The organism is Hymenobacter convexus, assembly GCF_030580955.1.
GTDB lineage: Bacteria > Bacteroidota > Bacteroidia > Cytophagales > Hymenobacteraceae > Hymenobacter.
Window position 1 is genome coordinate 143,925 of the sequence record NZ_JAUQON010000009.1, and the last position, 26,110, is coordinate 170,034.

Here is a 26,110-nt window from a genome sequence, read left to right on the forward strand (position 1 = left end):
CCCACCATTTGCCACTCAGCAAAAAAGCCCCGGCCAAACTGGCCGGGGCTTTTTTGTTACTCCTGCGGCTGCCAGCTACAGGTCTTTGGTGTTGTCGTCGAGTTGCCGGTCGATGACCATGTTGTAAGGGTCGACGGCGACGGAGGCGGGCTTTTTGTCCACCACGAAGCGCAGCTGGTTGTTGCCGGTGCGAAGGCGGCGTTTGGCGATGAGCAGCGGCGGCACGGGCTTTTTGTCGGGGCCCATTTCGGGGAAGATGGCCACGGGCAAGAAGTCGCGGGATTGGTCGGCGGGCTTTTGGTTGCCCAGACTGTCGGCGTAGAATTTGGCCGACTTCACGGTGAAATCTACCTGGTAGCGGCCGTTGGGCAGCTTCTTGCTGGTGGCAGCGGTCAGGCGGTTGTCGAACAGGGTGATGCGCTCAAACTGGTCGGTTAAGTAAGACTGCAGCGAATCGGGCGCGGCGCGGCGCAGGTAGCCGATGAACTCCGTGGAGTTGGTGTAGGGCGGCTGCTGGTAGGCCACGGCGGCCACGTACTGTTTCAGGGCGGCGTTCAATCGGGCCTCGCCCATGGCGTCCTGCAGGCCATACATCACCACCGAGCCCTTGGCGTAATGGATGTACTGCTGGTTTTCGACCAGTGCCAGCGGCACTTCCTTCTTCTGCTCGAAGGCGCGGCCACTCAGGTAGCGGCTCTGGTCGAATTTAAGGAAGCGCTGCATGGCGGTGGGGCCGTTGTGGTGGCGCAGCACCATGAGAGCTGAATACTCGGCCATACCTTCGGCCATAAGGGTGCTGCCCTGCACGTTGCCCCCGATGACCTGATGCGCCCACCACTGGTGCGCCACCTCATGGGCCGTCACGTAGTAGGGGTAGTTCAGGTCTTCGGGGTTCTTGTCGTCCACATCGGCGATGAAGCCGATGGACTCGGAAAACGGTACCGTGTTGGCGAAGCTTTGGGCAAACGACTGGTAGCGCGGGAATTCCAGAATGCGCAGCTGGCGGTGCTGGTAGGGCGAAAAGTTGCGCGAGCAATAGGCCAGGGCATCCTGGGCGCCTTTGGTCATGCGCTGTAGGTTGTACTCGTGGCCGGGCTGGTAGTAGATGGTGATGGGAATGGTGCGGTGGCCGGCCGTGTCTACCCACTGGGCCTTGTGCTCCTGGTAGCGGGCCGAGAGGAAGGTGTAGAAGTTGAGCATGGGCCGGTCCATCACGTAGGTGAAGTAGCGGCGGCCGTTTTTCACCCACTCCTTTTGCAGGTAGCCGGGGGCAATGGCGGTCTGGTCGGCCTCGGTGCTGACGGTAGTGCGGAAGCGAATCCAGTCGGCGTCGGCGCTGATGTAGGTGTTTTGGCGGGCCTTCAGGTCGTTCACCGGAGCCATGCGGGGCTTGGGTTTCAGGCCGTAATTTTTGCGGTCCTGGTCGCCGCTCAGCTCGGCGTCTTCGCGGTAGCCCAGGCCGGGCAGGTAGCCGCTGTTGATGAAGGTGCCGTTGTACACGATGTCGGTGTTCGAACCCGAATTGGGGAAGCCGCGCTCCTGGTAGAAGAGGTCCATGCTGAGCGCCAGCGAGTCGCCGGGGGCCAGGGGCCGGGCCAGGCGGTAGAGGCGCATGCCGTAGGTGGTATCGTTCAGGGCCAGGGTGGCTTGGCCGGTTTGGCCTAAGTTCAGGGCCAGCACGCGGGGATGCTGCTCCACGGGAATGCTCACAATGACGGTGTCGATAGCGCGGACGTGCTTGTTCACCAGCGTGAACTGGCCCCGGAACCGGACAGCGCGAGTGCGGGGGAAAATCTCGGTGTTCAGGTCTACGGCCGTGATGCGGGGCTGGGCCACGTCCTTGAGGCGGCGGTACTGCTTCTCGTAAGCCACCTGGCGCTTCTCGCTCTCCTTGGGCGTCAGGTACTTGTTCAACACATTGGTGTTGTAGAAAATATAGTAGCCCGCGCCTAGGCTCACGAGCAGCCCCAGCGCCAAGGCGGCGCTGCTGGCGGGGCTCCAGCGGCGGCGGGCTTCCGGCAGGCGGCCGGAGGTATCGGTGCCGCGCACCCAGAGCAGGTTGGCCAGCAGCCCCAGCAGCAGGGCCACGCCAAGCCACAGCAGTTTGGTCCACCAGAAGGCGGGCAGGAAGTGGCCGTAGCCGTTCATGTCGGAATACGGGCCCGGCGTGGAACCGCCTCCGAAGCCCAGCAGCCGGTGCCCCAGTCCAATCTGGCCCCGGAAAATATTGGCCACGTAGTACACCACCATCACGGCGAAGCCCAGGTACTTATTGTTGAGCACCACTTGCGTTGTCATGCTCAGCACGCAGAGCAGCAGCAAAAACGGCAGTTGGTACAGGAACAGCGCCTGCAGGTAGAGGCCTATTTCGTAATGAAAGTATCCTTTGAAGGTTTGAATGAGTAGGCCGCAGACCATTATCACGGCCAATAAAACCACTTGCACCAGGCTCAGCGCGGCCAGCTTGCTCAGGAAAGGCACCCAACTGGGCACGGGCACGGCATCGGCAATCTGGGCCACGCCGGCTTCGCGCTCGCGCCACACCAGCTCGCCGCCGTAGAAGATGATGATGGCCAAGAAAAAAAGAGAAAACGAAGCCGTGATGGCCCCCAGCACCGCATAGGTGACGGGAAAAGTGGACGTATCGAACGTTTTGCCCACCTGTGCCGACGTGGCCAGCAGCAGGATGATGCCCGCGCCCGCAATGGCGATGAAGTAGCGGCTGCGCACAATGCCCCGGAATTCGAGCTTGGTGAGGCTCCACCACTGGCGCAAACTCATGCCGCCCGAAAACACCTGCGCCACGCGGGGCAGGCGCAGGCCGCCCGGCTGGGCTGCGGCCGCGCCGGCCTCGGCGGCCAGGGCGGCACGGCGCGACTTCTTATCCGGCTTCTCGGAGGCGAAAGACGAGAACCGGAACCGCGCGTAGCACAGCCCTAGCAGCGCCAGCCCCACGGCCAGCCACACGGCCCGGTTCAGCAGCACGTAGCTGGAGAGGGGCAGCAGGAGGTGGTTTTTGTCGGCCGGCGTCCAATAGCGGATGGTGAAATCGATGGCCGCCAGGCCGAACGCATCGAGGGCCGCTACCAGGTGCTCGTTCTTCAGGTCGCTGAGGTAGGCCGCCGATACCAGGTACACCACCAGCAGCAATACTGAGCCAATGTAGGTGCTCAGGATGTTGCGCGTGAGCGTGGCCGCGGTGAAGAAAATAGCGCCCGCAAACAGCAGGTTGGGCAGCACCAGCACCACGTAAGGCCACACGTAGGTACCGGCGGGCGCACTGGCCAGAAACCGGTCGGCCTCCACCCAGGGCATCACGCCGGCCACGGCCGCACCCAGCCCAATACCGCTGAATACCAGCACCGCAATGAGGTACGAACCCAGGAAGCGCCCGCCCAGGTAGCCAAATTTGCTGATGGGCGTGGTGTAAAACAGCGAATGCGTGCGGTATTCGAAGTCGCGGTACACGGGGTTGCCCATCAGCGAGGAGGCGATGATGACGCCGAACACGCTCAGGATGGCAGTGGTGATGTTGACGGAAAAGGGCGAGTTGATTTTCACCGTCTGCCCGTCGCCGCCCAGCGAGACATTGACGCCCGTGCCGAAGCCGCCGCCGGCCGCCGTCACCAGCAGAAAAGCCATGAGGAACAGAAGGCCGAAATAAATCCAGGTAGCGGGCCGCCGGAGGCGGTATTTGAGTTCAAAAAGGAGTATGGGGAGGAACATGACCTTCAATGATTAGGGAGTAAAAAGAACGTCATGCAGAGCGCAGCGAAGCATCTCGCTTGTGGCAGCAATCCAATCGTTCAGCCGTGTTGATTACTGCTGCACGCGAGATGCTTCGCTGCGCTCTGCATGACCTTTTGGGGTCGATTCAACGGCCCTAGGCCAATACCGCCCCGTTTTTGCTCCGCACTTCGTAGTTTCTGATTTCCGAGAAGTACACGTCCTCCAAATCCGGGTTCACGGCTTCGAAGCCGCTGTCCGGGGCCGCGTCGGCCAGAACGTGGACCACGGTTTTGCCCGCGAACAGGCGCGAGCTGATGACTTGCTGGCTGGCTTGCAGCGCCGGCAGGTCGGACTTCTCGATGAGCTTGCGCCAGATTTTGCCTTTCAGGTTGTTCATCACCGTGAGCGGGTCGCCGGTGAGCAGCACTTCGCCCTTGTTGATGATGGCCATGTGGCGGCACAGGTCCGACACGTCGCTCACAATGTGGGTGCTGAGGATGACTACCAGGTTTTCGCCAATCTCGCTCAGCAGGTTGTGGAAGCGGTTGCGCTCGGCGGGGTCGAGGCCGGCGGTGGGCTCGTCGACGATGATGAGGCGCGGGTTGCCGAGCAGGGCCTGGGCAATGCCGAAGCGCTGCTTCATGCCGCCGGAGTAGCCGCCCACGTACTTTTTGCGCACGTCGTAGAGGTTGGTTTGGTGCAGCAGGGCGGCCACCATTTCCTTGCGCTCCTTGCCGTTGGCGATGCCTTTGAGGGTGGCGAAGTGGTCGAGCAAATCTTCGGCGCTCACGCTGGGGTACACGCCAAACTCCTGGGGCAGGTAGCCCAGCACGCGGCGCACGGCCTCCTTATCGCGCAGCACGTCGATGCCATCGAGGCTGATACTTCCGGTGTCGGCGTCCTGCAGGGTGGCAATGGTGCGCATCAGGCTGGATTTGCCGGCGCCGTTGGGACCCAGCAGGCCGAACATGCCGTTCGGGATTTCGAGGCTGACGTTTTTGAGGGCTTGCGTCCCGTTGGGGTAGGTTTTGGAAAGATTGGTAATGGTAAGGGACATATGCTTTTTTGCAGAAAATTAGGGATGACGCAAGGTACTGTTTGCCAGGCAGCCGGCAAGGCTTGCCGGGTTGATGAGTGTTTCTGTTGGTGGGTTGCCCGGGGTGAGTGTGTTCGAAAGGATTAAAAAAGAACGTCATGTCGAGCGCAGCCGAGACATGACCGTCTAAACATTCTCTGATATCTGTCCCTACTGTCCGCCCTGCTTGCTGCCGCCGCCTTTCACGTCGTCGTTCGAGATGGATTTGCGGCGCTTGCCCTGCTGCTCCTGCCCGAAGCGGTAGCCGAAGCTCACCCGGAAGCTGCGCTGGTAGGCGCGGTACTCCGAGCGTTCCTCAAAGGCCGGCGTGCTGAGGGTGTTGCCAAACACGGTGTAGCTGTTGAATGGGTTGGAAACGTTGACGGTTAGGTCGGCCTTGTCTTTGAGGAAGGTTTTCTTGGCACCCAGCGAGTAGAAAAGGTAGCCAAGGCCCTTCCCTTGCAGTTCCGGCCCGGCCAGGGCGCCGTAGCCGAAGGCTTGCACGGTATAGTTCTTGGGCAGCTTGTAGGAGGTATTCAGGTTGAGGCTGGCCGCGAAGCCGCTGCGCTGGATGCCCAGCGACGGGCTGCGGCGCACGATGTACGACACGTCGGGGCCGCCGCTGACGTCCCATTTGGGCATCGGCTTGAAGGAACCGTAGAAATTGAGCTGGTAGAACACATTGGAAGCCACGTTGGCGAAGGTTTCGGCCGTGACGCCGGGGCTGCCCGTGGGCGTGCGCACCGACTCGATGGCATTGCCCGTGCGCCGCACCGAACCCGAAACGTTTAGCGAGCCGGCCTTGCCGTTGGTGTTGTAGCTCAGCTCGTACGAATCGGTGATTTCGGGGTCGAGGTTGGGGTTGCCGGAGGAAATATTGAGGGTATCCTGGCGGTTGACGAAAGGATTGAGGTAGTAGATGTAGGGCCGCGTGATGCGCCGGCTATAGGCCAGGCGCAGGCTGCTCATGTCGCTGAGGGCGTACTGCGCGAACCCGTTGGGCAGAAACGTGAGGTAGCTCCGCGAAAAGCTGGATTCGGTGGTGCGGAAATTGCCGGCCAGGGCGGTGCGTTCTAGGCGGCTGCCCAGGCTCAGGTTCAGCTTTTTTCCGGCCGAGAAAGAATAGGTGCCGTAGGCCGCCTGCACGTCCTGGTCGTAGTCGAAATCGGTGGAGCGGTCGGGCAAGCGCACGAAATCGGCCGTGCGGCCGGGCGTGAAGCCGTCCACCGTGCCCACGGCGCCGGTGCGGCGCCAGATGCTTTTCAGGCCGAATTCGAGGGTTTTCTTCTCGCCGAAGGGCTGCACAAAATCAGTTTGAGCCGTGTATTCCGTGGCGGGCGTGCGGTTCTCGCTGCGCTCACGGTAGTCGGTGCGGCTGAGGTCGAGGGCCACGTCCGAATTGGGGAACTGGCTCAGGTCGTAGTTGTTGGCGCCCACGTTGCGGGCTACCTGGCCCAGCACGCTCCACTCGCGGCGGGCCTGGGCAAAGGTGCGGGTGTAGGTGCCCGTGAGCTCGCCGTTGAAGTGCTGGTAGGTAGAATTAGTGGCGCGCGTAAACAGCTTGTTCAGGGCCGCGTTGGGGGCCGTGTAGCGGTTCACGAGGTCGTTATTGTTGTTGCCGCGGTAGCCGTTCAGCGAGCCTGCCAGCGAGAAGCTCTGGTGCTCGCTCAGGTCGTAGTCGGCGCCCAGCGTGGCGTAGTAGTAGCCGCCGCGGTAGTTGCCGGCGCTGCGCTGGGTCAGCAAGTCGGTGCCCTGGACCAGAAAACCGGTGCGGTCGCGCAAAAACTCGCTGGGCCCGAAGTTGGTGCCGGCGCTGAGCGAGGAGGTGAAGTTGAATTTGCCTTCGCGGAAGTTCAAGGAGCCGTTGCCGCCTGCGCTGCGGTTGCCGCCGTTGGCGCTCACGCGGCCGTTCAGGCCCTGGCTCACGCCCTTTTTCAGCACGATGTTGATGATGCCGGCCGTGCCTTCGCCGTCGTACTTGGCCGGCGGCGTGGTGATGACTTCGATGGTCTTAATTTGGTCGGCGGGGATGCCTTTCAGGGCCTCGGCCAGGTTCTGGGCCATGGTGGGCGATGGCTTGTTGTTCACCAGCACTTTGAAGTTGCCGGAGCCGCGCATTTTCACGTTGCCGTCGCCGTCCACGGCCAGCAGCGGGGCTTTGCGCAGCACGTCGGCAGCGGTGCCGCCGGCGTTGGTCACGTCCTGGTCGGCGTTGTACACCAGGCGGTCGGGCTTCACCTCCACCACCGGCTTGGTGCCGATGACCACCGCTTCGGCCAGCGCCGTGCCGGCCACGGGCAGGCGGAAAGTGGGCACAGCCGTGGCGCCCGCCGTGATGGTCACGGCCCGCGTCTGGGTGCCGTAGCCCACGTAGCTCACCCGCAGGCGGGCGGGACCGGGGGACAGCTTAACGAGCGAAAACCGGCCCTGGTCATCGGCGGCCACGCCCGTGATGGGCTTGTCGTTGGGCGCGGGCGGCAGCAGCACCACCGTGGCGTAGGGCACCGGCTCTTTTTTAAGCGAATCGAGCACGGTGCCGGTGAGGGAGCCGGTGCCCACCACTACGGCCGGGGCGGCGGGCGCCTGGGCCTGAGCTATGCGCGGGGACGCCCATACTAATCCCAACAGCGCCAGCAGCGCACAAAAGGTAGAATACTTCATCTGCAGAAAAAAGGTGAGCTTGCGGAGACTGATGCGGTTAAGGCCGTTGTAGTTGCTTATGAGCCCAAAAATTGCAGCACGTAGTGGGGCAACGGCCGGCCCCCCAACGGTAGAAGGTGCCGGATTATTAGCCGGGCGCAGGTCGGTTGGGGGCGAATGTTTTCGGCCGGCCGGTGCCTCGCCGCGCCCCGTGGGGGCCAGGGCAAATTGTTGCTTCATTGTTGCCAGAAGTTAGGGAGAGATGGCAACAAAGGTTCTCCCCAGCCCGGCAGCCAGCGCCCCGGGCCATGATATGGAACGTCCCAACCTATGATTTGGGCCGCTCCACCTCGCTGGGCGCCTGGCCCAGCAGCTTTTTAAACACCCGGTTAAACGTTGACTTCGAGTTGAATCCGCTTTCCAGTGCCACTCCCACCAGGGAGTAGTGGCCGAAGCGCGGGTCGGCCAGCTTGCGGCGGGCTTCCTGCACCCGGTAGGTGTTCACGAAGTCGTTGAAGTTCTGCCCGCAGCCCGCGTTGATGACTTTCGAGAGCAGCGCCGGGTGGGTCTGCAGGCGTTGGGCCAGCTCGGTGAGCGTCAGCTCCGGCTCCAGCCAGGGCTGCTCGTCGGCCATCAGGCGCAGCAGCTTGTCGCGCCAGGGGTGCAGCTCGGGGGCCAGGGCCGGCGCGGGTGTCGGCGGCGTCTGCGGTGCCTCACTCACAGCGGCCGTCGGGGCTGGAGCTGCCGCCTCAGCGGCAAGTTGCGGCCGGGCCCACGCCGGCGCCACGCCCGGCGCGGGTCGGCGCTCCACTGCGGTCACGTAGCTGGCTTGCAAGCCCACCACGGCCAAGCCAAACACCAGCCCGCCCCGCACGGCAAAGGCGTACCACATTTCGGCGTAATGAAAAGGGCCGAACCAGGCATCCAGCGCCACGAAGCTCAGCCCCAGCCCGAAGCCCACCATCAGGGCAATGAGCAGCAGGCGCTGCCCCACCAGCTGCCGCCGCTCAGCGCCGGAGGCGTTGGCGTCGAGGTGCTGCCGGTAGCGGCGGTGGTCTTCCAGCGTTTTCAGGCCGTAGAGCAGCAGCGAGAGGTAGCTTGCCAGCGCCAGCGGGCCCACCACCAGCCGCAACAGCGCCAGCGCCGGGCTTGCGCTGCCGGATATTCCCCCAGCGGCGCCGTGCCGGTAGCCCAGCCCCAGCACCGCCACCCCGGCAAACAGCCCAATCTGGCTGAGGCCCGGCAGCAGGTGCCGCCAGGCCCGGGGCGCCCGCAGGCGCGGGTTGGTAAGCACCCAGAAGTAGAGGGCGCACACCGGCACCAGCCACAGCTCGGTGTACCAGGGCACGTAGAGGGGCGCAGGGCCCGCCGCCGCCACGGGCATCACGCACCAGCCGGCGGCGCTGAGCAGGCACTGGGCCAGCAAAAACGTGGGCAGCAGCAGGCCCAGGCCCAGCAGCAGCCCGGGAGTGGCCCGGCCGCGCCAGGCCCCGGCCGCCAGCAGCAGCGCCACTGCCACCGCCGGCCCCAGCAGCGGCTCCAGAAACACGGCGTAGATGAGCGGGGAGAAGACCATAGCAACCAGGCCGGCTCCACGGCGGCGGCCCGGCAAATTTAGGCGCCGCAACCCGGGCGCGGCGCAAAACGGCGCCCAGCGTGCCAAATTGCCTAACTGCCAGCGGCCGCTGTATCTTGGGTGCCTGTAATTGCTTTTGCCTCTGCCATGAACATTCTGCGCCACGTTGAGTTGACCCGCGTTTTTTTCGTCGACATCGAAACCGTGCCCGGCCACGCCTCGCACGCCGAACTGCCGGCCGTGCACCAGGCGCTGTGGCAGAAGTTCTGCGACAAGCGCCACGCCCGTGAGCTGGCCGAAGGCCAGAGCCACGAGGCCTTGTTCCGCAACGGCGGCCTCTACGCCGAGTTTGGCAAAGTGGTGTGCATCTCGGTGGGATTTTTCCGTCTGCTGCCCGACGAGACGCTGGAATTCCGCACCAAGTCATTTGCCGATGACGACGAATGCACGGTACTGGGCGGCTTCGCCAGCTTCCTGCAGCGCTACGCCCCCTACGGCCCCAGCCGCTACGCCAAGCTCGATACGGCCCGCCCCGATGGCCATTTCCTGTGCGCCCACAACGGCCGCGAGTTTGACTACGGCTACCTGGGCCGCCGCATGCTCATCTGCGGGCAGACCATTCCGCCCATGCTCGACGTGGCCGGCCACCGGCCCTGGGACCTGCCCCACCTGCTCGACACGATGGACCTCTGGAAGTTCGGCGACAACAAAGGCCACATCACCCTGGCCCTGCTGGCGGGCTTGTTCGGCATTCCCTCGCCCAAAGACGACATCGACGGCGCCGACGTGGGCCACACCTACTGGGTGAAGAAAGACCTGGCCCGCATCGTGTCGTACTGCGAAAAAGACATCATCGCCACGGCCCGTGTGTTTCTGCACTACACCGGCCGCAAGGAGCTGTGGGATTTGGTGACGCTCACGCCCACGCCCTGGCGCCCAGCCCCCAGGATGCAGGTGCTGGCGTAGCCTTCTCCCGGCAGCCGGACCTGAAGCCGGCCGGAATGCCTCTCTGGCATCCGGCCGGCTTTTTTGCGTCGATTCCAGTCCTTTTACCGCTTATTTTTGCGGGGATTTGCGTCTGCCTCATTCATTTATTAATTCCGTTCTATGCGTTGTTTCTACTCGTTTTTACTAGCCGTGCTGCTGAGCAGCAGCTGGCTTTCGGCCGCCGCGCAACAGCTCGACCTCAGCTTTGCGCCCAGCAAGCTCACCTCGCCGGGCGGCGGCGTACTCACCAGCCTCAAGCAGCCCGACGGCAAGGTGCTCATTGCCGGCTTTTTTCAGCTGATGAGCGGGCAGCCCTCGCCGATGGTGGCCCGCCTCAACGCCGACGGCAGCCCCGACCTGGCGTTTCGGGCGCAGGCCGGCAGCGGCCCCAACGCCACCGTGACGGCCCTGGCCCTGCAATCCGACGGTAAAATCCTGGTAGCCGGCGAGGGCTACCTCTCCGGCTACAACGGCGCGACGGCCCAAAACATCATCCGCCTCAACGCCGACGGCAGCCGCGACACTTCTTTTGGCTCAAGCGGCGCCGGCTGGCGCGGCCCCGTGCGCAGCATGGCCGTGCAGGCCGACGGCAAGATTCTGGTGGGCGGCGAGCTGCTGTGCACCTTCGATGGCCAGCCTACCAACGGCCTGGTGCGGCTGCTGCCCAACGGCCAGCGCGACACCAGCTTTTCCATTGGCACGGGATTCAGCAGCCAGTATGGGGGTAGCTATGGCCAAGCCCGCCGCATCATCGTGCAGCCCGACGGCAACATCCTGGTGGCCGGACAGTTCGACGCCGTGAATGGCCAGGCCATTAGTGCCATTGTGCGCCTTACCCCCACCGGCGCCCGCGACGCCACCTTCACCTCGCCGCTGACCAACGGCGCGTTTGTGTTCGACATGACGCGGCAGGCCGACGGCAAAATCCTGGTGGGCGGCAACACGGTTACGAACCGCGGCGACGTGGTGGTTCGCCTGCTCCCCTCCGGCGCCTTCGACCCGGCTTTTGCCGCTGTGAGCTCAAGCGGGGTAATCTTTAGCCTAGGGCAACGCGCCGACGGCACCATTCTGGTGTCGGGCAGTTTCAGCACGCTGGGGGGCAGCCCCCGCAACGGCGTGGCACGCCTCACCGCACTGGGCCTGCTCGACGCCTCGTTTGCGACGGGAGCCGGCAGCAATAGCAGCGTCATGAACATTGTGGAGCTGAACAGCGGGCAGTACCTGGCCGTTGGGTTTTTCAACGAGTTTGGCGGACAGAACGCCAACGGCGTGGCACGCCTGCTGGCCAGCGGAGCCGTGGACACCAGCTATTCCTTGCTGCTGGAATACGTGGCCAGCGGCGGCCTGGTGCCCCAGAACAATGGCCAGCTGGTGCTGAACTCCTACAACCTTGGCTCCTTCAACGGCCAGGCGGTGAGCAACCAAAACAACCCTTATTCTCATCGCATCAACGCCGACGGCAGCTACAACGCGCCGCTGCTGCTGCCGGCGCCCTACACCCGCCCCAGCGGCAATGCGTATTCCTACAATGCCTTCCCGCAGCCTGACGGCACCGTCTACGCCACTTACCAGAACAGCGACAGCACCGCCCTGGTACGCCGCGTGCTGGCCAACGGCACCTTCGACGCCGCCTTCACGGCGGCCGAGCTGAAGTGGAGCCGGCCGTATCCGCCCGTTGGGTTGGGCGCCACCATCACGGTGCATCCCGGCGGCGGCCTGCTGGTGAGCAGCGGGGCCGCCAAGGTGAACGGCCAGTCCCGCCCCGGGGTGCTGGCCCGCCTCAACGCCGATGGCACCCTCAACACCCAGTTTGCCCCGCCGACCGGGGCCGCGTGGCAGGTGCCCACCGTGGGCACGGGCAACACTGCCGGCTACCGCTACGCCGTGGGCTTGGCCAATGGCCAGACGCTGGTAGTCTGGAACGACGCCACCCGCAGCTACGTGACGCGCCTCAACCTCGACGGCACCATCGACAACAGCTTCTCCATTGGCACCGGGGGCAGCCCCAGCTCGCTGTTCAGCATCGCCCCGCTGGCCGGCGGCAAAATTCTGGTGAATGGCGACTTCACCACTTTCAACGGCCAAGCGGCCCCCTACGGCCTGTTGCGCCTGCTGGCCACCGGCGCCCCCGACCCCAGCTTCACGGCGGCCAGCGCGGCCCGTAGCTTCACGGAGCAGGCCGATGGCAAACTACTGGTGGTGGCCCCCGGCGCCACTTCCCAAACCGAGCGGCTGGTGCGCCTCACCACCACCGGCAGCCTCGATGCCGGCTTTCAGGCCGTCACGATTGGCAACGAGTCGTTCACGCCGGCCGCGGCGGCCGTTTACATTCAGCCCGTTACCAACGCCATTGTGCTCGGCGGCGATTTCACCAGCGTGGCCGGACAGCCGCGCTTTGGCCTCGCCCGCCTCGTGAATACCGCTCTGGCCGTGCGCGCCGCCACGGCTGTGCCGCTGGCCGACGTGTTTCCCAACCCGGCCCACGGGCAGCTCAATCTGCGCCTCCCGGCCCCGCCCACCGGCCCCGTGCTGCTGACTGATTTGCAGGGCCGCACCGTGCGCCGCTGGCCGCTGGCCCAGGCCAACGGCACGGTGCCGCTGGCGGGCCTGGCCCCGGGCGTGTATCTGCTGGGCATTGCCACCGCCGCCGGCCAAGGCTGGCAACGCGTGGTGGTCGAATAGCCCGCTATTGATTCCCACGAAAAAGCCGGCCTCCCGCAAGGGAAGCCGGCTTTTTTGCGTCTATTCTGATGGCTGCTAGTTCTTCAGCGTGGCCAGGTCAATCACGAAGCGGTATTTCACGTCGCCTTTCAGCATGCGCTCATACGACTCGTTGATGTCCTTGATGTCAATGACTTCGATGTCGGACATGATGTTGTGCTCGGCGCAGAAGTCCAGCATTTCCTGGGTTTCGGCAATGCCGCCGATGAGCGAGCCAGCAATGCGGCGGCGCTTGGCAATGAGGTTGAAGGCGTGGATGTGCGGCGCCTCGGTAGGCACGCCCAGCAGAATCATAGTGCCGTCGCGGCCCAGCAGGTTCACGTAGGTGGCCAAATCAAGCTGGGCCGATACGGTGTTGATGATGAAGTCGAAGTAGTTACGCACCGACTTCAGCTGGGCTTCGTCTTTGGTCACCACAAACTTGTGGGCGCCCAGCTCCTTGGCATCGGCTTCTTTATTTGGCGAAGTGCTGAGCACGGTTACTTCGGCGCCCATGGCCACGGCCAGTTTCACGGCCATGTGGCCCAGGCCGCCGAGGCCCATCACGCCCACTTTGTGGCCGGGGCCCACTTTCCACTGGCGCAGGGGCGAGTAAGTGGTGATGCCGGCGCAGAGCAGCGGCGCCACGCGGGCCAAATCCAGCTTTTCCGATACCTTGAGGGTGTATTTTTCATCCACCACAATCTGGCTGGAGTAGCCGCCGTAGGTGGGCGCGCCGCTGCCGATTTCGCGGCTGTTGTAGGTGCCCACCATGCCGGTGGTTTCGCAGTACTGCTCCAGGCCTTCCTGGCAGCTGGGGCAGGTGCGGCAAGAGTCGACCATGCAGCCCACGCCGGCCAGGTCGCCCACTTTGAAGTTCTTCACGTGGTCGCCCACCTGCGTGATGCGGCCCACGATTTCGTGGCCTGGCACCATGGGGAAGATGGAGCCGCCCCACTCGTCGCGCACCTGGTGCAGGTCGGAGTGGCACACGCCACAGAATTGGATATCAATAAGTACATCGTGCGGGCCGACTTCGCGGCGCTCAAAATTGAACGGTTCGAGGGGGATGTTGACGGCGGGCGCAGCGTAGGCTTTCGTTGGAAGCATTTTGGGGTAATTAGGGAATGTTTAATTGAAAAATCAGAACGTCATGCTGAGCGCAGCCGAGGCATCTGTGCCGCAATGCTAAATCCTGTTGATTGGATTACTTGCGCGGTAGAGATGCTTCGGCTGCGTTCAGCATGACGTTCCTTCAACTAATAGATAGAACCAGTCGGCGCATTCAAAGTTTGCGGCAGGGGCTTTCCGGCCAGCTGCGCGGCCACCAGCTCGCGCATGCGCCGCAACGACTCGCGGGCGAATTTGCGCTGCAGCATGCGCCCAAACAGCTTGAAGCCCAGCCAGTAAAACGGGTTGCGAATCTGGCCGGACTGCGACACGGCGTGAATGCGAAACTGCACCGCGCCAGTCGTCAGGTTTTTGTGGATGGTGAAGTCAATCTGGCCGCGCTCGAAGTGGCCTTCGAGGGTGCGGTAGCCGTAGCCCCAGACACGCTCGGGACCGTTGGGCGTGTCGCGGGCGGCCTCATCGGTCACCTCGCTCACCCGCACGCCGAAGTAGAAATTGAACACCAGAAAGTGCGCCCGCAGCACCATAATGCGCTTTTCGAGCGGCACATTGGGGTCGAAGTAGCCGGTGATAAGGTCGGGCGGGGGGAAGGCGTAGCGGCGCAGCACCTCCTGCGCCGCCGCGAAGGAGCCGGCCGCTTCGGGCGTGCCGGGGGCCTCGGCGGGCAGGTCGGTTTCGTAGTCGTCGAGGCGCCAGCCAGTGGCGCTGGTGTACTCGTTTTGGCGCGAGAAGTCGTAGTTCACCTTCGCGTTGGCGTAGGCGTCGATGCGGGCGCGGTATTGCTCCCAGGCGGCTGGCTTGGCCGAAGTGGGCACGGCGGCAACTTGGTTACTCATGGCGGGTGTGCTGCACGTGGCCGGCTTCGTCGTGCCGGAAGGTTTCGACGGTGACATTGCCCAGGGCCTGGCCGCCACTGGCCGCCACCACCCGTTGGCAAAACGAAACCCAGGTGGCTTCCTGCAGCAGCTTGCCGCCGCCGAGGGTGTCGTAGGCAAAGGCCACCAGCCCGTCGCGCGAGCGGGCTGAGGAGCGGATTTCAAACCGTAGCACGTCGGGCGACTCGTCCAGGTAGTGCGCTTCGAAGCGGATGCGGCCGGCCTCGGGGTGGCCTTCGAGGGTGATGAATTCGAATGCCGTGGCGCTCACGTCGGTGACGCGCACACAGCCGTTCCAGGGGCCCAGGATTTTGATGCTGAACTCGTCGCCCGCTTTCAGGTCGCCGTCGTCGCCGGCTTTCTTTTTAAAATCGGCTAGTGCGTCGGGCGAGAAGTGGGGCACGTCGGCCTGCACTTCGGCCATAATCTGAGCCGGCGAGAGGCGGGCGCGCGCCACGTCAATAAAATAACGGCGTTCCAGCAACGGCCCGGAGCCGGTGGAAGCAGGTTGCTCAGAAGTGGAATCAGACATGGCTTGCGAAGAAACGTATGGCCCTCATACGCCCCGCACCGCCGTAAGATGCTACGGATGGGCTTTTCGGACTTTAAAAACCGATGCCTCCGAGCTCATAACTCTTAACTTTTAACTCATAACTCAAAGGAGATGGCCTACTACCGCCCGCCCGGCCCCCCACCCGACCCCACGCTCGTGCGCAGCCTCACCCAGCAGCAGCACGACATGCGCCAGCGCGTGCGCCACGAGCCGCTGGCCCAGGAGCCGCGCCTCATCGCGGGCTGCGACTCGTCATTTCCCACGCCCGACACCATCTTGTCGGTGTTCGTAGTGCTGAAATTCCCGTCGCTGGAGCTGGTGGAGAAAGTCTACAACTACGGCCCCGTCGACATGCCCTACGTGCCCGGCTTCCTCTCCTTCCGCGAGGCGCCAAACGTCATTCATACTTTCGCCAAGCTCGAAAACAAGCCCGACGTCATCATGGTGGACGGCCACGGCATTGCGCACCCGCGCCGCATGGGCATTGCCGCGCACCTGGGCGTGCTGCTCGACATACCCACCTTCGGCGTGGCCAAGCAGAAGCTGACGGGTGTGTTTCAGGAGCCCGGCATTGAGCGCGGCAATATCACGGAGCTGCTCGATGCCAAATCCGGCGAGCTGATTGGCGAAGTCATTCGCAGCAAAGACAAGGTGCTGCCGCTGTTCGTGAGCCCCGGCCACCGCTGCGACCAGGCCACGGCCACGCGCCTCACGCTGGCCTGCCTGCGCGGCTACAAGCTACCGGAGCCCACGCGCCTGGCCGACCACTGGGCGGAGGAATTCAAGAAGGAAGTGCGGTAGGCGGGACCCTCCAACCGGCCAACGCGCTTTGCAGCATTGTCAACGATTCACCTGCGGCCATTGGCAACTTCAGCATCTCGGCTACTGCCCGAAAAACGGCTTGTTTGCCTTCGTGCTGCGCCAGTACCCCCGCGTCAACTGGCAGCTGCTGCGACTTGGAGAGCTTCTGCCCGGCCTCGTTCGTCAGCAGCGGATGGTGATGAAAAGCAATGCGCGAGGCCTTGAAACCTGCCGTTTCGGAAAGCTGCGCGGCCAGCCAAAGCTGCGCGGCCGTGCTGGGCTGCAAGTCCAGCCCACGCACAATGAGCGTAGTGCCGAGCCGCAGGTCGTCGACCACCGACGCCACCTGGTACGCCGCCACGCCGTCTTTTTTGCGGATAACGAAGTCCGGCATCAAAGTGCCGAGCGGGACGCTGGTTTCGCCCTGCCAGGCATCGACAAAGCCAATTTCGGTGCCGGCCGGCACGTGCGCCCGCCACGCCGCGCCGGGTGTTTCGAGGGCAACCGAAGCTTCGGGGCCGCCGGTGCGGGTGCGCTGGCTGGCCCGCACCAGGCCCGGTTGCAGGGCCAAGCGGCGCAGCACGCGGTTGTATTCGGGCAGGTGGAGCAGTTGCGAATGGTGGCGCAGGAAGTCGTCGGGGCCGGTGGGGCCGTGGTCGTAATCGATGCCCAGCCAGTCAATGACGCGGAAAATATTATCCAGATAAGCCGGGCGCAGGCGGGCACGGTCCAGGTCGTCGATGCGCAGGTACAGCGTGCCGCCGGCGCGGCGCGTGAGCAGCCAAGTGAGCACGAAGTTCACGGCGTTGCCAAGGTGCAAGTAACCGCTGGGCGTGGGCGCGAGGCGCGAAACGACGGTAGACTGGGCAGACATTAGCTCAACAGCAGCTCCATTTGCACATCGGCCCGCGCGTAGGGCGACGGATTATGCTGCGCCACATCTCGGAAACCCAGCTTGCGGTATAGGCTCAGCGCGGGCGCCAGTTTCGAGTTGCTTTCCAGATACATGCGGGCGCCGCCGAGGTCGCGTACCCGCTGCACCGCCGCTTGGCCCAGCAGGTAGCCAATCTGCCGGCCCTGTGCGGCTGGCGACACGGCCATTTTGGCCAGCTCATAGCTGCGGCCATCGGCCATCTTAATCAGGGCGCAGGTGCCCACCACCTGGCCATCCAATTCGGCCAGCAGAATGTAGCCGCCGGGGTTCAAAATATATTCTTCGGGGTGGTCAAGCGCCTTCAAATCGGCGGGCTCTAGGGTGAAGTAGTGCGAAATCCACTCTTCATTAAGCTGCCGAAAAACGGGCTGGTCGCCGGGCCGGAAGTCGCGGATTGTCACTGGCGAGGCTTCACGCGGCGCCCATTCGGCCTGTTGCAGCACCACGCGGTACCCGTCGGGGTCTTCAAAGGTGTGGCCGTGGGCGTCCCAATACGGGTTGTAAGATGGCACTGGCTCAAAACCAGCGGCCTCCATGCGCTGCACGGCGGCCTGCCACTCCGCTGCATCGGGCAGGTAGAACACGAGCAAGTTGTCGGGAGTGGGCGCGCGGCCCACGACGTGGCCGGGCTGATGCGTAAATTCCAGATGGTAGGGCGCCTGCGGGTGGCCCAGCATGAGGCCGTCGAAGCCATTGTGGGCGGTGAAAGAGCTGATTTGCTGCAGACCCAGGCCGTCGCAGTAGAAGCAGCGCAGGGCGGCAAGGTTGTCGGTGGGCCGGGCCACGCGCAGGATGGGAATGGTCATGGAAGTTGCGCAAATAGTAGCGCGAACTTTGTAGTTCGCGTGGCAGAACGATTGTGAAACGGCGCGTGGACGCGAACTGCAAAGTTCGCGCTACTAATTGCCACTTAGCTAAACCTCAGCCATTCGAAACGGTCAAGCTGCATATTGCCCTTTCAATACCGTCCCGATGAAACAATTGCTACTGCTTATCAGCCTGGGAATCTTTCTGCTGCTGCAGTGCCCGACCAGTGCTCAGGCCCAAACCACACCGCTTTACTTCCCGCCCCTCACGGGCACCACCTGGGCCAGTACTACGCCCGCCAGCCTGGGCTGGTGCCAAACGCCGCTCGATTCGCTGCTGGCCTTTGCCGGCCGCAAGGGCAGCAAGTCGCTGCTGATATTGAAGGACGGCCGGATGGTGGTGGAGCAGTACTACGGCACCTACACCGCCGATTCGGCCTGGTACTGGGCCTCGGCGGGCAAGTCGCTCACGGCCACGCTCGTGGGACTGGCCCGGCAGGACGGCCTCCTGAGCCTCACCGACAGCACCTCCCGCTACCTCGGTCGCTGGACCAGCGCCACCCGCCCGCAACAGCGCCAGATTCAGCTACTGCACCAGCTCACCATGACGACTGGGCTCGACGACAGCCCGCCCGCGCCCTGCGACAACGAAAGCACCACGCCCAGTTGCTTGCGCTACTTCGCCCCGCCCGCCACGCGCTGGGCCTACCACACCGGCGCCTACCGCACTCTGCAGGATGTGCTGGTGCAAGCCAGCGGCGCCACCACCATCACCCAATACACCAATCAGCGCCTCGGCACCCGCATCGGCCTGACCGGCCTATGGGCCAACGACGTGTTTTACAGCAAGGCACGCAGCATGGCCCGCTTCGGCCTGTTCATCCTGGCGCGCGGCACTTGGAATGGCACCCAAATCATGACCGACACGGCCTATTTCCGGCGGATGACCACGCCCAGTCAAACTCTGAACCGCAGCTACGGCTACCTCTGGTGGCTCAACGGCCAAAGTAGCTACAAGCTGCCCGGCGCCCAGCTCACGCTGCCCGGCCCACTCATTCCCTCGGCCCCGGCCGACCTCATTGCCGCCCTCGGCAAAAACGACCAGAAGATTTACGTGGTGCCCAGCCTGGGCCTCGTGGTGGTGCGCCAAGGCCAATCGGCCGGAGCCAGCCGCCTGGCTGCGTCCTCTTTCGACACCGAGCTATGGACGAAAATCATGGCCGTATTCTGCCGCCCCACCGCCGCAGCAGCCACTTCCGAAGCCGCCGGCTACAGCGTTTTTCCCAACCCCGCCACCGAGATGCTCACCCTGCGCCAGCCCGCCCAAACTGCCGCCGCCGTGCGCCTGACCGATGCGTTGGGTCGCGAAGTATGGCATCAGCCGGTGGTCGGAACGGAGGCTTCTGTTCCGGTAGCAGCTTTGGCTCCCGGCTTCTATACGGCGCAGTGGCTCGACGCCGGCGGGCGCGTACTGGCGAGCCGCAAAGTAGCCCGGCAGTAGAACTTGCACAAAAACAGTGCAGCCTTACTAGTCAATGCGTAAGTTTGCGGTCAATTTGCGGGCCGGTTTCCCGGTGCCGCTGCTGCCCTCCTGCTATTGCCGATGCTGACTGCTGTTCTGCTTTTCCTCCCGCTGGCCGCCGCCTTGCTGCTGCTGCTCACCAAGGGAGCCACCGCCCGGGCCCTGGCCCTGGGCGCCTCCATCATCGAATTTGGCCTCGCGGTGTACACCGCCTTCGCCTTCAAAAGCAGCGGCGCGGCCAGCTTCAACCTCAATTACAGCTGGATTCCCTCGGCCGGCATCAACTTCCACCTCGGGCTCGATGGCCTGAGCCTACTGCTGGTGCTGTTGACCACCTTCCTGGTCCCACTCATTCTACTGAGCGCCTTCAAGCGCGACTTCGAGAACCCGTCGGCCTTCTACGCCCTCGTGCTGTTCATGCAAACCGGCCTGCTGGGCGTGTTCACCTCGCTCGATGCCTTCCTGTTCTACTTCTTCTGGGAAGTGGCGCTCATTCCGATTTATTTCCTGGCCGGCGCCTGGGGCGGCGAGCGCCGCGTGGCCATCACCCTCAAGTTTTTCCTCTACACCGTGGTGGGCTCGCTGCTGATGCTGGCCGGCTTCGTGTACCTCTACCTGCAAACCGGCCCCGCCGCCGGCTCGCTGGCACAGCACTCGTCGGAGCTCTCGGCCTTCTACAGCCTGAAGCTGAGCGCGGCCGAACAGTCGTGGCTGTTCTGGCTGATTTTCGCGGCCTTTGCCGTGAAGATGCCCATCTTCCCCTTCCACACCTGGCAGCCCGATACCTACACTGAGGCGCCCGCCCCCGCCACCATGCTGCTCTCGGGCATCATGCTGAAAATGGGCATCTACGGCACCATGCGCTGGCTGCTGCCGGTGGTGCCGCTCGGCGTGAGCCAGTGGCAGAAGCCAGTTATCATCCTCTCCATCATCGGTATTATCTACGGCGCCATCATCGCCATCCGGCAGCGCGACGTGAAGCGCCTCATCGCCTACTCCTCGCTCTCGCACGTGGGCCTGATGGCGGCCGGCGTGTTCTCGCTCACCCAAATCGGCCTGCAGGGCGCGGTGGTGCAGATGCTGGCCCACGGCGTGAACGTGGTCGGCATGTTCTTCATCGCCGATGCCATTGAGCGCCGCACCGGCACCCGCTACATCCCCGACCTCGGCGGCCTCACCCGCCGCACGCCCGTTCTCACGGTCTGCTTCCTGGTGATGTTGCTGAGCACGGTGGCCCTGCCGCTTACCGGCGGCTTTGTGGGCGAATTCCTGCTGCTGGCGGGCGTGTATCAGTACAATGCCTGGGTGGGCGCCGTGGCCGGCCTCACCATCATTTTCTCGGCCGTGTACCTGCTGCGCATGTTCCAGCGTGTCATGCTCGGCCCTGATTCCTCGTTCTCCGAAACCATCACCGACCTCACCGGCGGCGAGCTGCTGATTCTGGTGCCGCTCATCGCGCTGGTGTTCTGGATTGGCTTGTTCCCGAATTCGTTCCTGCACCTCTCGGAGCCGGCCGTGGCGAATATCCTGACGCTGGCCGGCCGGTAGAACGTCTTTGTTTTAATGATAAAAAGGAACGTCATGCTTCATCTGGCGTCCGCGCAGCCGAAGCATCTCTACCTCAATACTAATTAATTACTTGCGCAGTAGAGATGCTTCGGCTGCGCTCAGCATGACGTTCTGTTGGGGCACTGTTCATTGCCCAGCGTCTTTTTTGCAGCTACTACATGACCTCCATCATTCTCCTCTCCGTCTTCGGCATCCTCAACCTGTTCCTGGGCTTCCTGCGCTCGAATAAGGTGCTGCTGCCCGGCGCCATGCTGCTGCTGCTGGCCGTGTTCGGGGCCAACTACGCCGACTGGAACGTGGCGCACGAGCCCTACTTCAACCATATGCTGGTGGTCGACAATTACACGGTGGCCTTCACCGGCATTGTGCTGCTCACCACCATTGTGCTGCTGCCCTTTTCGCGCAGCTACGTGACCGCCGGCGAGCCCAACCTGGCCGAATACTACGCGCTGTTGCTTTTCGCACTGGTGGGGGCCATCATGATGATTGGCTACGACCACCTGCTGATGTTGTTTGTAGGCATCGAAATCCTGAGCATCAGCATGTACGTGCTGGCCGGCAGCAGCAAGCGCGACTCCCGCTCGAACGAAGCCGCCCTGAAATACTTCCTGATGGGCGCCTTTGCCACCGGTATCCTGCTCTTCGGCATTGCGCTGCTGTATGGCGCTACTGGCACGTTTGCCCTCTCGCAGCTGGGCGCCGCCGTGGCCGCACCGGCCAATGCCAGCCTGCAGCCCATGCTCTACATCGGCATTCTAATGATGATTATCGGCATCGGTTTCAAGGTGTCGGCCGCGCCGTTCCACTTCTGGACGCCCGACGTGTACGAGGGCACGCCCACCTTCTTCACCGCTTTCATGAGCACCGTGGTGAAGACAGCCGGTTTCGCCGCCTTTCTCAAGCTGCTGGCCGTGGCCCTGCCCGCCGCCCAGGGCTTCTGGATGCCCACCATTCAGGCCATGTGCGCCCTCACGCTGCTGCTCGGCAACGTGGGCGCGGCGGCCCAAACCAGCACCAAACGCATGCTGGCTTACTCCAGCGTGAGCCACGCCGGCTACCTGCTCATCGGCCTCGTGGCCAGCAAAGGCATCCTGAAAGGCGAGGCCGCCAGCGCCATTTTCTTCTACTCTTTGGCCTACTCCATTGCCACTGTGGCGGCCTTCGGCGTACTGAAACTGGTGAGCGACCACCGCCAGGACGACTCTTACAACGGCCTGAATGGCCTAGGCCGCACCAACCCGCTGCTGGCCTTTGTGATGACGGTGGCCATGCTCTCGCTGGCGGGCATTCCGCTCACGGGCGGCTTCTTCGGCAAGTTTTTCCTGCTGGCGGCGGCCGTGGGCCAGGGCTACATTGGCCTCGTGGTGTTTGCCGTTATCATGAGCATGGTGGGTTTGTACTACTACCTGCGCCCGCTCATCGCCATGTACCTGCGCCCGGCCGAGGCCGACGCCACGCCGGTCCCAGTGGATGGCATCCAGTCGGCCACGCTGGTGGTGCTGGCGCTGCTTACGATTCTGCTGGGCGTGGCGCCGGGCTTCCTGAGCGGACTGCTATAAGCAAAACCGAGTTATTGAAAACAGCAAAAGCAGTCCGACGGGCTGCTTTTGCTGTTTATTTGACTTCCTGATTTTTGCTCTTGCGCTATGACGAGTCGTCTATTTCTACATCTTTGGCTGGCCTGCTGCCTCAGCATCTTCAGCAGCTGCGCGGCCCGGCCACCGCACGAAACCGGTCCCTTCCAGTCCGCCGATTTGGTGGAACTGCAGAAGCTCGACCCGACCATCCGGCTCGATATCCGATACGCGACGGCGCAGAATTTCATGGGCCGGGTGCTGTATCCGCAGGCGCGCGCGTTTCTGCAGCGGCCTGCCGCCGAGGCACTGGCGCAGGTGAATGCGGAGCTGCGGCCGCTGGGCTACGGCCTATTGGTGTTTGACGGGTACCGCCCCTGGCGCATCACCAAGCAGATGTGGGACCACACACCGGCCGACAAAAAGGAGTTTGTGGCCGACCCGCGCAAAGGCTCGCGCCACAACCGCGGCTGCGCCGTGGACCTGACGCTGTGCGACCTCGTTACCGGCCGCGAAATCGAGATGCCTGGCGCCTACGACGAAATGAGCCCCCGTTCCTACGTGGCCTATGCGGGCGGCACCCCGGTCCAGCGGGCGACGCGCGACCTGCTGCGCGTCCGCATGGAAGCTCACGGCTTCACAGTGCTGCCGGCCGAGTGGTGGCATTATGATTTTAAGGACTGGAAGGCGTATCCGATTCAGGATATTCCGTTTGAGAAGCTGTAGTTACTGAAACCAAAGTGCCCCCGCAACTAAGGTTACGGGGGCGCTCTGGCAACTAAGCAACTCTTTTTACTACGGATTAGTCGACCACATGCCAGCTTCCTTGATGAAGATGCGGCGGTTCAGCTTGAGCTGCGACACGATGAACTCGGCCAAATCTTCGGGCTGCATCACCTTCTCGGGGTTGCCGTCGGTGAGGTTGTTGCCGATGGCCAGGGGCGTGGCCACGGTGCTGGGCGTGAGGGCCGACACGCGGATGTTGTGCTTGCGTACTTCCTGCATCAGCGCCTCGGTGAGGCCCATCACGGCGAATTTGGAGGCGCTGTAGGCACTGCTGCCGGCGGCGGCCCGCAGGCCGGAAGTGGAGGAAATGTTGATGATGTCGCCGGTTTGGCGCGTAATCATGTCGGGCAGCACGGCGCGGGTCACGTAATAGGTGCCGAACACGTTGACTTGCACGATGCGCTCCCACTGCTCGGGCTCCATCTCCAGAAACTTGGCGAAGCTGCCGATGCCGGCGTTGTTGATGAGAATGTCAATCGGGCCCAGCTCCTGGTGAATCTTGGCCACGGCGAGGTTCACGGCCGGGCGGTCGGCCACGTCGGCCACGGCGGTGGCCACGGTGCCACCGGCGGCAATAATTTCGGCGGCTACTTCTTGCAGGTCGCTTTCGGTGCGGGCCAGCAGGCCCACTTGCACGCCTTCGGCGGCCAGGGCGAGGGCCACGGCGCGGCCAATGCCTTTGCCGGCGCCCGTGACGAGGGCAACTTTTCCTTGGAGGGATTCCATAATGGTTGTAGAGTTAATTGAGGAGGTGCTACAACCGGTCAGAACGGGGGATTGTTGAGCGTTGTTCTAACGGGCGCCTCACCCCCCAGCCCCCTCTCCTCAGGGAGAGGGGGAGCCAGACGATTTCTACACCGCGCAAAACCGGTGCCCCCTCTCCCCAAGGAGAGGGGGTCAGGGGGTGGGGCGCCCGCCAGAACAACCAAGCTCCTTACATCGAGTGCAGCTTCTTGGTGAAGTCGCCGTACATCACCCAGTCTTCCCAGCGGTGGCGATAGGGCGCCACCTTGCCGCGCAGGTACTTCTCAATCATGAGGCCGGCGGCGGGGGCGGCGCTGGTACCCCCGAAACCGGAGTTTTCGATGAAGACAGCGATGGCGATTTTCGGGTCGTTCACCGGGGCGAAGGCGGCGAAGGTGGCATGGTCAAAGCCGTGGGGGTTTTGTACGGTGCCGGTTTTGCCGGCCACTGAGATACCCAATTCGGCCAGCGAGGCTAGGTTGCCGGTGCCGCCGTTGCCGTCCACCACCATCTGCATGCCGGGGATGATGTACTTGAACAGCGACGTATCGACGGCCGTGTAGTGCTTCTGGCGAAACTGCGGCAGCGGGCCACCGTTGCCGATGCTGCGCACGAAATGCGGCGTGTAGTACCAGCCGCGGTTGGCGATGGTGGCTAGTACGTTAGCCATCTGCACGCCCGTGATGCCGATTTCGCCCTGCCCGATGCTGAGCGAGTACACGTTGCGGTAGCTCCAGCGGTGCTGGCGGTTTTCCTTCTTGTTGAAAAACTTCTTGTCGTAGAACTCCGGCGACGGAATCAGGCCGCGCTTTTCCTGCAGCATGTCCACGCCCAGCTTTTCGCCCAGGCCGAAGGTTTTCACCATCTTCTGCCACTGGCCCAGACCGATATGCGTGTCCTCGTACTTGTTTTTTCCCTGCCCGCGCAGCACGGCCGCCTGCATCACCTGGTAGAAATAAGGATTGCAGCTGTTTTTGATGGCAATACTCACGTTGGAGGGCCGCTCGTGGCGGTGGGTGCAGCGCACCAGCTTCTGGTTGCACTCGAAGCCGGTGCCGGGCTGCACCACGCCCAGCTGCAAGGCCACCAGCTCATTCACCAGCTTAAATACCGAGCCGGGCGGGTAAGTGGCCATCAGCGGGCGGTCGAAGAGCGGGCGGTCGGGGTTGTTGAGCAGGGCCATGTAGCGGTTGCCCGCGCCCTTGCCGGTCAGCAGGTTGGGGTCGTAGCGCGGCACCGAGACGAAGGCCAGAATCTCGCCGGTCTTGGGGTCGATGGCCACGATGGAGCCGCGGCGGTTGGCCAGTAGCTTTTCGCCGTAGGCCTGCAGCTCGGCATCGATACTCAGGTGCAAGTCCTGCCCGGCCACGGAAAGCGTGTCAAACTCACCGCTGCGGAATTTGCCTTTCTCGATGCCGCGCACGTTCACCATCTTGTACTGCACGCCGCGCCGACCCATCAGAATCGGCTCGTAATACGACTCCAGCCCCGAAATACCGATATTCTCGCCCGGCTGGTACTTGGCATACTTCGGTTTCTCAAGCAGCGCTGGCGTGATGGAGCCTACATAGCCCAGGGCGTGGGCCAGGTTGGCGGTGCGGTAGGCCCGTGCCATGCGCGCCTGAATGCGGAAGCCCGGAAAATCCATCAGGTTGTCCTGAATAATGGCCAGGTCGCGCGTGGTCAGGTTCTGGACGATAGGCGAAGGCTTGTTGCGCGAGTATTTTTTGGCCACGCGCAGGCTGTTGCGCAGTTCTTCCTGCGGTATCTGCAGCAGCTCACAGAAGCGGGCCGAATCGAGCTGCTTCACCTCCCGGGGCACCACCATGAGGTCGTACACGGGCTCGTTTTGCACCAGCAACTGGTCCTTGCGGTCGTAAATCAGGCCGCGGTAGGGTATCTGCACTAGTCGTTGCAGCGTGTTTTTATCGGCGGCCAGCTTGTACGTGCCATCCATCACCTGCATAAAAAACAAGCGGGTGAGAAAGATGAGCACTACGATTAAGAAGATGCCCTGAACGACGTATTTACGACCTTCTAAATATTGCATACCTATATCAAACGCTCCTGAACGTCATGCTGAGCGAAGCCGAAGCATCTCTACCGCA

General features: G+C 63.3%; 18 protein-coding genes. 7 read left to right on the forward strand and 11 right to left on the reverse strand.

The features are described from left to right. Nucleotides 1-75 precede the first annotated feature (75 nt). The 4 genes from Q4S41_RS18610 to Q4S41_RS18625 all read right to left on the reverse strand — a co-directional run bounded on the left by Q4S41_RS18610 (nt 76) and on the right by Q4S41_RS18625 (nt 9,020). A complete protein-coding gene (locus Q4S41_RS18610) occupies nt 76-3,726 on the reverse strand; it encodes an ABC transporter permease/M1 family aminopeptidase (protein WP_305032638.1) in 3,651 nt (1,216 codons plus the stop codon). A 157-nt stretch (nt 3,727-3,883) separates the two neighbouring features. Next, nucleotides 3,884-4,786, reverse strand: a complete 903-nt coding sequence (locus Q4S41_RS18615; RefSeq protein ID WP_305032639.1) for an ABC transporter ATP-binding protein — start codon at nt 4,784-4,786, stop codon at nt 3,884-3,886. 189 nt (nt 4,787-4,975) lie between these two features. After that, nucleotides 4,976-7,465: a TonB-dependent receptor domain-containing protein gene (locus Q4S41_RS18620; RefSeq protein WP_305032640.1), complete on the reverse strand. Its 2,490-nt coding sequence runs from the start codon at nt 7,463-7,465 to the stop codon at nt 4,976-4,978. Between the two features lie 307 nt (nt 7,466-7,772). Then, nucleotides 7,773-9,020, reverse strand: a complete 1,248-nt coding sequence (locus Q4S41_RS18625) for a helix-turn-helix domain-containing protein (protein WP_305032641.1) — start codon at nt 9,018-9,020, stop codon at nt 7,773-7,775. Nucleotides 9,021-9,167: 147 nt separating this feature from the next. On the opposite strand from Q4S41_RS18625, the gene Q4S41_RS18630 reads away from it, so the two are divergent. Both Q4S41_RS18630 and Q4S41_RS18635 read left to right on the forward strand, forming a co-directional pair. Continuing rightward, on the forward strand, nt 9,168-9,986 hold the full coding sequence (locus tag Q4S41_RS18630; RefSeq protein ID WP_305032642.1) for a ribonuclease H-like domain-containing protein: 819 nt from the start codon (nt 9,168-9,170) through the stop codon (nt 9,984-9,986). A 141-nt stretch (nt 9,987-10,127) separates the two neighbouring features. Continuing rightward, nucleotides 10,128-12,689, forward strand: a complete 2,562-nt coding sequence (locus Q4S41_RS18635; RefSeq protein WP_305032643.1) for a T9SS type A sorting domain-containing protein — start codon at nt 10,128-10,130, stop codon at nt 12,687-12,689. Nucleotides 12,690-12,764: 75 nt separating this feature from the next. Here Q4S41_RS18635 and Q4S41_RS18640 read toward each other — a convergent pair whose 3' ends face one another. The 3 genes from Q4S41_RS18640 to Q4S41_RS18650 all read right to left on the reverse strand — a co-directional run bounded on the left by Q4S41_RS18640 (nt 12,765) and on the right by Q4S41_RS18650 (nt 15,245). Then, complete coding sequence (locus Q4S41_RS18640) at nt 12,765-13,817, reverse strand: NAD(P)-dependent alcohol dehydrogenase (protein WP_305032644.1); 1,053 nt, start codon at nt 13,815-13,817, stop codon at nt 12,765-12,767. A gap of 149 nt (nt 13,818-13,966) precedes the next feature. Next, nucleotides 13,967-14,674 carry a DUF1990 domain-containing protein gene (locus tag Q4S41_RS18645; protein WP_305032645.1) on the reverse strand — a complete coding sequence of 236 codons (708 nt, stop codon included), beginning with the start codon at nt 14,672-14,674 and terminating at the stop codon, nt 13,967-13,969. Further along, nucleotides 14,667-15,245, reverse strand: a complete 579-nt coding sequence (locus tag Q4S41_RS18650; protein ID WP_305032646.1) for a DUF1990 family protein — start codon at nt 15,243-15,245, stop codon at nt 14,667-14,669. Before Q4S41_RS18650 ends, Q4S41_RS18645 begins: the two co-directional genes overlap by 8 nt. Before the next feature lie 132 nt (nt 15,246-15,377). Here Q4S41_RS18650 and nfi point away from each other — a divergent pair, with 132 nt between their 5' ends. After that, nucleotides 15,378-16,067, forward strand: a complete 690-nt coding sequence (gene nfi, locus Q4S41_RS18655) for a deoxyribonuclease V (protein WP_305032647.1) — start codon at nt 15,378-15,380, stop codon at nt 16,065-16,067. Here nfi and Q4S41_RS18660 read toward each other — a convergent pair. Further along, a complete protein-coding gene (locus Q4S41_RS18660; protein WP_305032648.1) occupies nt 16,048-16,941 on the reverse strand; it encodes a glutamate--tRNA ligase family protein in 894 nt (297 codons plus the stop codon). The genes nfi and Q4S41_RS18660 overlap by 20 nt on opposite strands. Further along, nucleotides 16,941-17,807, reverse strand: a complete 867-nt coding sequence (locus Q4S41_RS18665; RefSeq protein WP_305032649.1) for a GNAT family N-acetyltransferase — start codon at nt 17,805-17,807, stop codon at nt 16,941-16,943. The genes Q4S41_RS18660 and Q4S41_RS18665 overlap by 1 nt, the downstream gene beginning before the upstream one ends. A gap of 166 nt (nt 17,808-17,973) precedes the next feature. Here Q4S41_RS18665 and Q4S41_RS18670 point away from each other — a divergent pair, with 166 nt between their 5' ends. From Q4S41_RS18670 to Q4S41_RS18685, 4 genes are all read left to right on the forward strand, one after another. Next, nucleotides 17,974-19,308: a serine hydrolase gene (locus Q4S41_RS18670; RefSeq protein ID WP_305032650.1), complete on the forward strand. Its 1,335-nt coding sequence runs from the start codon at nt 17,974-17,976 to the stop codon at nt 19,306-19,308. Nucleotides 19,309-19,410: 102 nt separating this feature from the next. Then, nucleotides 19,411-20,877, forward strand: a complete 1,467-nt coding sequence (locus Q4S41_RS18675; RefSeq protein ID WP_305032651.1) for a complex I subunit 4 family protein — start codon at nt 19,411-19,413, stop codon at nt 20,875-20,877. 179 nt (nt 20,878-21,056) lie between these two features. Beyond that, complete coding sequence (locus tag Q4S41_RS18680; RefSeq protein ID WP_305032652.1) at nt 21,057-22,457, forward strand: NADH-quinone oxidoreductase subunit N; 1,401 nt, start codon at nt 21,057-21,059, stop codon at nt 22,455-22,457. An 87-nt stretch (nt 22,458-22,544) separates the two neighbouring features. Further along, the gene (locus tag Q4S41_RS18685) at nt 22,545-23,198 is read left to right on the forward strand and encodes a M15 family metallopeptidase (RefSeq protein WP_305032653.1); all 654 of its coding nucleotides are present in this window, start codon (nt 22,545-22,547) and stop codon (nt 23,196-23,198) included. A 69-nt stretch (nt 23,199-23,267) separates the two neighbouring features. Here the strand turns inward: Q4S41_RS18685 and Q4S41_RS18690 are convergent, their stop codons facing one another. Further along, nucleotides 23,268-23,984 (reverse strand): 3-ketoacyl-ACP reductase, encoded by a 717-nt coding sequence (locus Q4S41_RS18690; protein ID WP_305032654.1) that lies wholly within the window; start codon nt 23,982-23,984, stop codon nt 23,268-23,270. Between the two features lie 208 nt (nt 23,985-24,192). Continuing rightward, nucleotides 24,193-26,052, reverse strand: a complete 1,860-nt coding sequence (gene mrdA / locus Q4S41_RS18695; RefSeq protein ID WP_305032655.1) for a penicillin-binding protein 2 — start codon at nt 26,050-26,052, stop codon at nt 24,193-24,195. Between the last annotated feature and the right edge of the window lie 58 nt (nt 26,053-26,110).

Bases quoted from the DNA above. Each gene is read 5' to 3' on its own strand.
- Q4S41_RS18610 (WP_305032638.1), bottom strand. From the start codon at position 3,726: ATGTTCCTCCCCATACTCCTTTTTGAACTCAAATACCGCCTCCGGCGG.
- Q4S41_RS18615 (WP_305032639.1), bottom strand. From the start codon at position 4,786: ATGTCCCTTACCATTACCAATCTTTCCAAAACCTACCCCAACGGGACG.
- Q4S41_RS18620 (WP_305032640.1), bottom strand. From the start codon at position 7,465: ATGAAGTATTCTACCTTTTGTGCGCTGCTGGCGCTGTTGGGATTAGTA.
- Q4S41_RS18625 (WP_305032641.1), bottom strand. From the start codon at position 9,020: ATGGTCTTCTCCCCGCTCATCTACGCCGTGTTTCTGGAGCCGCTGCTG.
- Q4S41_RS18630 (WP_305032642.1), top strand. From the start codon at position 9,168: ATGAACATTCTGCGCCACGTTGAGTTGACCCGCGTTTTTTTCGTCGAC.
- Q4S41_RS18635 (WP_305032643.1), top strand. From the start codon at position 10,128: ATGCGTTGTTTCTACTCGTTTTTACTAGCCGTGCTGCTGAGCAGCAGC.
- Q4S41_RS18640 (WP_305032644.1), bottom strand. From the start codon at position 13,817: ATGCTTCCAACGAAAGCCTACGCTGCGCCCGCCGTCAACATCCCCCTC.
- Q4S41_RS18645 (WP_305032645.1), bottom strand. From the start codon at position 14,674: ATGAGTAACCAAGTTGCCGCCGTGCCCACTTCGGCCAAGCCAGCCGCC.
- Q4S41_RS18650 (WP_305032646.1), bottom strand. From the start codon at position 15,245: ATGTCTGATTCCACTTCTGAGCAACCTGCTTCCACCGGCTCCGGGCCG.
- nfi (WP_305032647.1), top strand. From the start codon at position 15,378: ATGGCCTACTACCGCCCGCCCGGCCCCCCACCCGACCCCACGCTCGTG.
- Q4S41_RS18660 (WP_305032648.1), bottom strand. From the start codon at position 16,941: ATGTCTGCCCAGTCTACCGTCGTTTCGCGCCTCGCGCCCACGCCCAGC.
- Q4S41_RS18665 (WP_305032649.1), bottom strand. From the start codon at position 17,807: ATGACCATTCCCATCCTGCGCGTGGCCCGGCCCACCGACAACCTTGCC.
- Q4S41_RS18670 (WP_305032650.1), top strand. From the start codon at position 17,974: ATGAAACAATTGCTACTGCTTATCAGCCTGGGAATCTTTCTGCTGCTG.
- Q4S41_RS18675 (WP_305032651.1), top strand. From the start codon at position 19,411: ATGCTGACTGCTGTTCTGCTTTTCCTCCCGCTGGCCGCCGCCTTGCTG.
- Q4S41_RS18680 (WP_305032652.1), top strand. From the start codon at position 21,057: ATGACCTCCATCATTCTCCTCTCCGTCTTCGGCATCCTCAACCTGTTC.
- Q4S41_RS18685 (WP_305032653.1), top strand. From the start codon at position 22,545: ATGACGAGTCGTCTATTTCTACATCTTTGGCTGGCCTGCTGCCTCAGC.
- Q4S41_RS18690 (WP_305032654.1), bottom strand. From the start codon at position 23,984: ATGGAATCCCTCCAAGGAAAAGTTGCCCTCGTCACGGGCGCCGGCAAA.
- mrdA (WP_305032655.1), bottom strand. From the start codon at position 26,052: ATGCAATATTTAGAAGGTCGTAAATACGTCGTTCAGGGCATCTTCTTA.